At 59.9% G+C, this 8017-nt stretch carries 5 protein-coding genes; 1 reads left to right on the top strand and 4 read right to left on the bottom strand.

Translation table 11 applies throughout. The annotated features are described in order from the left end of the window. Positions 1–634 (bottom strand): PLP-dependent aminotransferase family protein (locus ACR0C9_RS12615; protein WP_480781140.1); only part of this gene is annotated, 634 nt, incomplete at its 3' end. A gap of 167 nt (positions 635–801) precedes the next feature. On the opposite strand from ACR0C9_RS12615, the gene ACR0C9_RS12610 reads away from it, so the two are divergent. After that, positions 802–1563, top strand: coding sequence for an NAD kinase (locus ACR0C9_RS12610; protein ID WP_170449318.1), 762 nt, complete (start codon positions 802–804; stop codon positions 1561–1563). A 257-nt stretch (positions 1564–1820) separates the two neighbouring features. Here the strand turns inward: ACR0C9_RS12610 and ACR0C9_RS12605 are convergent, their stop codons facing one another. From ACR0C9_RS12605 to ACR0C9_RS12595, 3 genes are all read right to left on the bottom strand, one after another. Then, positions 1821–3257, bottom strand: a complete 1437-nt coding sequence (locus tag ACR0C9_RS12605; RefSeq protein WP_480781139.1) for an amidase family protein — start codon at positions 3255–3257, stop codon at positions 1821–1823. A 76-nt stretch (positions 3258–3333) separates the two neighbouring features. After that, the gene (prpE, locus tag ACR0C9_RS12600; RefSeq protein WP_170449321.1) at positions 3334–5223 is read right to left on the bottom strand and encodes a propionate-CoA ligase PrpE; all 1890 of its coding nucleotides are present in this window, start codon (positions 5221–5223) and stop codon (positions 3334–3336) included. 263 nt (positions 5224–5486) lie between these two features. Continuing rightward, positions 5487–7760 carry an NADP-dependent malic enzyme gene (locus ACR0C9_RS12595; protein WP_170449323.1) on the bottom strand — a complete coding sequence of 758 codons (2274 nt, stop codon included), beginning with the start codon at positions 7758–7760 and terminating at the stop codon, positions 5487–5489. Positions 7761–8017: the final 257 nt, after the last annotated feature.

Here is an 8017-nt window from a genome sequence, read left to right as displayed (position 1 = left end):
AATGCGCCATGTCCACGTGCAGATACGCGCCGACCATGTCGGCGATCTGACGCATGCGGGCAAAGTCGATCTGACGCGGGATGGCCGAGCCACCGGCGATGATCAGCTTGGGCTGGTGTTCCTTCGCCAGCGCCTCGACCTGATCATAGTCCAGCATGTTGTCTTCTTTGCGGACACCATATTGCACCGCGTTGAACCACTTGCCCGACTGGTTAGGGCGTGCGCCATGGGTCAGGTGGCCGCCTGCGTCCAGGCTCATGCCCAGAATGGTGTCGCCGGGCTGGATCAGTGCCTGAAATACACCCTGATTGGCCTGGCTGCCAGAGTTCGGCTGCACATTGGCAAAGCCGCAGCCAAACAGTTCCTTGGCGCGGTCGATGGCCAGGTTCTCGGCGATATCGACGAACTGGCAGCCGCCATAGTAGCGCCGACCGGGATAGCCTTCGGCGTATTTGTTGGTCATGACCGAGCCCTGCGCCTCCATCACGGCGGCAGAGACGATATTCTCGGACGCGATCAACTCGATCTCGTCGCGCTGGCGGCCCAGCTCGGATGTGATCGAGCCGAAAAGTTCCGGGTCGCGGTCGGACAGGGATTGGGTGAAAAAGCCCGTATCACGAAGGTTGGCGTTCATTTGCGCTCCATAGACTGGGGTAAAAACTTGCGGATTTCCTATCGGAAACCCACCATCGGCAAAAGGCATAAAGCGACGATTTGGCCCGCTGCGGCGTCAAGTCTGGCCTATTGAGGAAAGGTATGTTTGTTTCGGAACCAAATGTGTAGCACCGGAAACCAGACCCAATGAAAAAAAGAATCGCCTTCCTCGCCAGTGAGGCCGAGATGGCGCAGGACGCCCGTGATCGCCTGATTGAACAATATGGCAATGCCGCCCCGCGCGACGCCGAGGTGGTGGTTGCCCTGGGCGGTGACGGTTTCATGTTGCGCACATTGAAGAACATGCAGCATCTCGACGCGCCGGTATACGGTATGAATCGCGGAACAATCGGGTTCCTGATGAACAATTTTCATGAAGAGGACCTGATGGCCCGTCTTGCAGATGCGCAGGAAGAGGTCATCAACCCGCTGGCCATGCGGGCCATGGACCAATCGGGAAAGCTGCACGAGGCATTGGCGATCAACGAGGTCTCACTGCTGCGCGCAGGCCCGCAAGCCGCACGGTTGAAAATCAGCGTCGATGGGCGCGAGCGGATGGCGGAACTGGTCTGCGACGGTGCGCTTCTGTCCACGCCTGCCGGTTCGACGGCGTATAACTACTCGGCCCATGGTCCGATTCTGCCAATCGGGGCGGACGTCCTTGCCTTGACCGCAATTGCCGCATTCCGGCCGCGCCGCTGGCGGGGGGCTTTGCTGCCGAAGATTGCCAAGGTTCGATTCGACGTTCTGGACGCAGACAAACGCCCCGTCATGGCCGACGCTGATTCCATTTCATTCCCGGATATCGACTGGGTTGAGATTCGGTCAGAGCCTGCAATCACCCATCGCATCCTGTTTGACCCGGGCCATGGTCTGGAAGAGCGCTTAATCTCTGAGCAATTCACCTAAACTGCGATTTTTTTAGATTTATTTTCTCTTGTGTGAAGAAGTTCACACGGCATTCGTTACGGATTGGCTAATCTGACCGTGCTCGGAGATCACGCTATGGTGGGAGTGAGTGGCCACCTGTACGGCGTTTTCGAATGATTGCGTAAATTTCGCGCTGGCGAGGGTGGGTGGTGCTACGCTCGTCATCAGAAATCCGGGCATATTTAAGCAGCTGGACCCCGGGCCCAATAACCCGGGGTCTATTTTGTTTGGGGCGGTTACCCGTCTGAAAGCCTGTCCCATAGTGGCAGACACATCTGCCCGACACGTTCTTCGATGGCGGCGGCAGCGTCCACGGCCAGATCTTCGCGCCAGCGCCGCGCGGCAATCTGGACATTGATGGGCTGCGGACCTTTCGGCAACTGAGCCAGACGGGCAGGGACGCAGGCGGCGGGCAGGCCCAGAAAGTTCATCGCGTAGGAATAAACGGCGCAGCCCAGAACCTCATGCACGCCTTCGGCCCCTTCGGTGTCGCGGTCCGGCTTGAAGAAGGGTTGCGGCAGGAAGGGCGACAGGACCAGCGGGTAATCCTGTAGAAACAGCGACCATTCGCGCGCATAATGGCTGCGTTTGGCCAGCATCCTAAGCAACTCGGTTTCGACGATAGGCGGGAATTCCTGAAAATAGACGTCGAAGATGTCCTGAATGGTCTGAGAGCCCGCAGCCTCGACATCCGACTTCATCAGCGTCAGCACTTCGCCCATCAACGAGCGATAGCCGATCCGCCCGCATTCAAAGACATCGGGCGGATCGATTTCTTCCACCAGATACCCGGCATCCGCCAGCGCATCGCGCGCGGTGTCCTGCGCCTTTTCGACCTCGGGGTGAAGGGCGTAGCCAAAGGTGTTTTTGGTAAAGGCAACTTTGATCGGCCCTTCCAGATCGTCCCCGCGCCAAGGCATCGGCACGTGGAAAGGGTCCCGTGCGTCGGGCGCGATCAGGCTGGGCATCGACAGGTGCAGATCCGCAGCGGACCGGGTCAACAGCCCTTGCACCGACATGGATTGGGCCAGCGATCCGCGCTCGGCCTTTTGGCTGGGGTTCCAGGCGGGCACGCGACCCAGGCCGGGCTTGACCGTAACCGCGCCATTGGCGGCGGCGGGAAACCTGAGGCTGCCACCGATGTCATTGCCGTGAGCCAGCGCGCCGATACCCGCCATCACGGCAGCACCGGCCCCACCAGACGATCCCCCGGGCGAGATATGCTGACCCCAGGGGTTATGGGTGCGCCCGTATAGCGGGTTGTCCGTATCGGCGCGGAAGGAAAACTCTGGCGTGTTCGTGCGGCCGATCACAATGGCCCCGGCCTTTTGCAGGTTCGACACAACCGGGGCGTCATCCGGCGCGATCACGTCTTTCAACGCGACCACGCCGTTTGTGGTGGCGTGGCCCTTTTGATCGACATTCACTTTGATCGTGACCGGGACGCCGAACAACGGGCCGGGATCTTCGCCCTTTGCACGCGCCTGATCCAGATCTCGGGCACGGTCAAGCGCCTGATCGCTCAGGTCTTCGACCACTGCATTGAGGCTGGGATTGACCGCATGCATCCGATCAATCGCGGCTTGTGTTGCGGTTTCGGCGCTCAAGTCGCCGCTGCGGATCAGCTGTGTCAACTCGGTGGCGCTGAGACGCCAGATATCGCTTTGTGTCATGGGCCCTCACTGTCTGATCGTGACAGTAGGGGGCCTGTATCCGGTTGCAAGGGGGGCGGTGCAGGCCGCCCCGGACTTATTGCGCGTATCCGATGGTTTGCAGGGCCGCTTTGATCTCGTCCAGAATGGCCGGATCATCAATGGTTGCAGGCATCTTGTAGTCCTGCCCGTCGGCAATCGACACCATGGTGCCGCGCAGGATCTTGCCCGAGCGGGTTTTGGGCAAACGATCCACCACGACAGCCAGCTTGAAGGCCGCGACCGGCCCGATCTTGTCGCGGACCATCTTGACGACCTCCTGAACCACGTCGCCATGATCGCGTGCGGCACCCGCGTTCAGACACAGGAAGCCGACCGGCATCTGGCCTTTCAGCTGATCCGAGACGCCAATCACTGCGCATTCTGCGACGTCGGGATGGGCGGCCAGTACCTCCTCCATCCCGCCGGTCGACAAGCGGTGGCCCGCCACGTTGATCACATCGTCGGTGCGCGCCATGATATAGAGGTATCCATCCTCGTCGATCATGCCTGCGTCGCCGGTTTCGTAGTATCCGGGGAAGTGTTCCAGATAGGATTTCCGGAAACGGTCCTCGGCATTCCACAGCGTTGGCAACGTGCCGGGGGGGAGGGGGAGTTTCACGGCAATCGCGCCCAACTCACCCGGTTTCATCGGGTGGCCGCCCTCGTCCAGGATTTGCACATCATAGCCGGGCATCGGTTTGGCGGGCGAGCCAAGTTTGGTCGGCAATTCCTCGATCCCCAATGGGTTGCCAGCAATGGTCCATCCGGTTTCGGTCTGCCACCAGTGGTCGATCACCGGAACCTTCAGCGCGTCCTGGGCCCAGATGATCGTATCGGGGTCAGCGCGTTCGCCCGCCAGATACAGCGCGCGCAAGCCGGACAGGTCATATTTGGCCAGCATCTCGCCTTTGGGGTCCTCGCGCTTGACGGCGCGGATGGCGGTGGGGGCGGTGAAAAAGCTACGGACATTGTGTTCCGAGATCACCCGCCAGAAGGTGCCCGCGTCGGGGGTGCCGACAGGTTTGCCTTCGAACACGATGGTGGTGTTGCCGTGGATCAGCGGGGCATAGCAGATGTAGGAATGCCCCACGACCCAGCCCACATCCGAGGCCGCCCAGAACACATCGCCCGGATCGACATTGTAGATGTTCTTCATCGACCAGTTCAGCGCAACCAGATGCCCGGCGGTTGGTCGCACAACCCCTTTCGGCGCACCCGTGGTACCCGAGGTATAGAGGATATAGGCCGGATCATTGCCTGCAACCGGCACGCATTCCGCCGGTTCAACGCCGTATTGGAAGCCGTGCCAATTGAAGTCGCGTCCTTCAATCAGTTGCGCAACCTCTTGTTCACGCTGGAAAATCACGCAGAACTCGGGCTTGTGCTTTGCCATGTCGATGGCGCCGTCCAGCAGGGGTTTGTAGTGCACCACGCGGCCCGGCTCCATCCCGCATGAGGCGGCGATGATCGCCTTGGGCTGTGCGTCATCGATGCGGACGGCCAGTTCGTTGCTGGCAAAACCGCCGAACACCACCGAATGCACGGCACCCAGTCGGGCGCAGGCCAGCATCGCCTCAAGCGCTTCGGGGATCATCGGCATATAGATGATGACCCGGTCGCCCTTTTCGATGCCCTTGGCCCGCAACGCCCCGGCCAGGGTGGCGACGCGGTTGCGCAGCTCGACATATGAGATCTCGCGCTTGGTATGGGTGATCGGGCTGTCATAGATAATGGCGGTCTGCTCGCCGCGCCCGTTTTCGACGTGGCGGTCGACGGCGTTCCAGCAGGTATTGACCTGCGCGTCACTGAACCATTCATAAAGCGGGGCGTTATCGTCAAACAGCGCTTTGCTCGGAGGTTTGTCCCAATCGATCCCTTTTGCAGCGTCCATCCAGAACGCCTCGGGGTCGTTTTTCCAGCTATCGTAAACGTCCTGATATGCCATTTTGTCTTCCTCCCAAAGCACTGAGCACGTTGTTAGGTATCCGCCGCGTATCAAACAAGCGGCGCTTGTGGCGCCGCGTCAGTTTATCGCAAAATCTTTGCAGTTCGGTTCGGAATGATCTGCAAATTATTGCAAACCCGTTTGGTTTTTTGGGCTTAGTTGAATAACCTTGCGGAAATTGCAAATTTGTTAACTTTTCTGTGCAAAGGCGACGACTCGCCGAACGCCAAAGCAGGCGTTCGGCTTCATAATCGCGCATCGCATCAGCCGTAATGTGCGACTGGGGTGCCGGCGATGGCCGCCATGTTCAGCAACCCGCGCGCTGTGATCGACGGTGTCACGATATGGGCTTTGTTTCCCATACCCATCAGAATCGGACCAACCTCGATCCCGTCGGCTTTCATCTTCAGAATGTTCCGCACTCCGCTTGCCGCATCGGCATGGGCAAAGACCAACACATTTGCCGCCCCTTCCAAACGCGAGGCCGGGAAGATCCGGGCCCTGAGCTCCGGGTCCAGCGCGGCATCAAGGTTCATCTCGCCTTCGTAGATGAAATCTCTTGGTCGCTGATCGAGTATTTCGATGGCAGCACGCAGGCGTTTGCCCGAGCCTTCGGCCTGATTGCCGAACTGAGATTGCGAACAGAAGGCGATTTTGGGCTCCAGCCCGAAACGCCGCACATGGCGGGCCGCGCCTATGGTGGATTCGGCCAGTTCCTCGGGCGTTGGCAATTGCCGGACATGGGTGTCGGCAATGAACAGGGGGCCGTCTTCCAGAATCATCAGCGACAGCGCGCCATGCGGACGCAGGTCGCCCTTGTTCAGCACCTGCTCGACATAGTTCAGGTGCCAGCGATATTCGCCGAACGTGCCGCAGATCATGCTGTCCGCTTCCCCCCGGTGCACCATGATCGCCCCAATGGCGGTTGTATTGGTGCGCATGATGGCCTTGGCCAGATCCGGCGTCACGCCCCGGCGTTGCATGATCTTGTGGTACGAGCTCCAATAGTCGTAATAGCGCGGGTCGTTCTCCGGGTTCACGATCTGACAGTCCTTGCCGGGGCGGATGGTCAGGCCCAGCCGGTCGCAGCGGGCATCGATCACCTCGGGCCGTCCGATCAGGATCGGTGTTTCGGTGGTTTCTTCCAGAACGGCCTGCGCGGCACGCAGGACCCGTTCATCCTCGCCTTCGGCAAACACGATCCGGCGCGAGGCTGCAGCGGCGGCTTCGAACACAGGCCGCATCAGCAGGGCGGATTTGAAGACGGTCTGGTTCAGCTTTTCCCTGTAGGCATCCAGATCCTTGATCGGACGTTTGGCAACGCCGCTGTCCATCGCTGCGCGCGCCACAGCCGAGGACACAACGCCCACCAGACGCGGATCAAAGGGTTTGGGGATCAGATAGTCCGGGCCGAAATTCAGCTGCTCGCCCTTATAAGCAGCGGCAGCCTCGGCGCTGGTGGTGGCGCGGGCCATTTCGGCGATACCATCGACGCAGGCGATTTGCATCTCGTCATTGATCTCGGTCGCGCCAACGTCCAGCGCGCCGCGGAAGATGAACGGAAAGCACAGGACGTTGTTCACCTGATTGGGAAAATCGCTGCGCCCTGTGGCGATGATCGCATCCGGCGCGACCTCGCGCGCGGCTTGGGGCAGAATTTCCGGGGTCGGGTTGGCCAACGCGAAGATGATCGGCTGATCGGCCATTCGGCTGACCATTTCGGGCTTCAGAACGTTCGGGCCGCTGAGACCCAGAAACAGATCGGCCCCATCGATCACGTCGTCCAGCGTGCGCAGGTCGGATTTCTGCGCGAACTGATCCTTGTGCGGGTTCATATCCTCTTCGCGGCCCTCATAGACCAGCCCGTGAATGTCGCACAGCCAGATGTTTTCGCGCTTCACGCCAAGCTTGACCAACATGCTCAGACACGCGATGCCCGCCGCGCCACCGCCGGTCGAGACGATCTTGATGTCCTCGAAGGACTTGCCGGCGACGTGCAGCGCGTTTTTGGCGGCTGCTCCGACCACAATGGCCGTGCCATGCTGGTCGTCGTGAAAGACGGGGATGTTCATGCGCTCGCGGCACAGCTTTTCGACGACAAAGCAATCCGGGGCCTTGATGTCTTCCAGATTGATTGCGCCGAACGTGGGTTCAAGCGCGCAGACGATATCGGCCAGCTTTTCCGGGTCGGGCTGATCGACTTCGATGTCGAAACAGTCGATTCCGGCGAATTTCTTGAACAGGACCGCCTTGCCCTCCATCACCGGCTTCGAGGCCAGCGCGCCGATATTGCCCAACCCCAGAACAGCCGTTCCGTTCGACACCACAGCCACCAGATTCCCGCGCGAGGTATAAAGCTCCGCGTTCGACGCATCGGCCTTGATCTCAAGGCTCGCCTCGGCCACGCCGGGCGAATAGGCGCGGGCCAGATCGCGACCATTGGCCATTGGCTTTGTGGCCTTGATCTCAAGCTTTCCGGGTTTTGGATGGGCGTGATAGTCAAGCGCGGCTTGTCTTTGGCTGCGTGAGTCAGACATCAGCGATACGGCTCCCTTCTGGTATCTAACCGTGTGGTAACCCAGTTTTTGCGGCTTGGCTACGTTGCGTCACCTATCACAGCTTGATGTCTCTTAATCCCGGCTTGGTTGATTTCCGTTGTAAAATATTTACATTCGGCCAAATCCACTCACTCAAACTGCCGAACCAGCAGAACCAAGATAGGCATGACTTTCAGCACTGAAACCAAAGCAGAGCGTTTGACTCTGCCCGTTCGATTTGCACCCGCAACCGGCGT

It is taken from the genome of Ruegeria sp. C12, from assembly GCF_056537745.1.
This window is presented reverse-complemented; position numbering and strand designations above follow the sequence as displayed.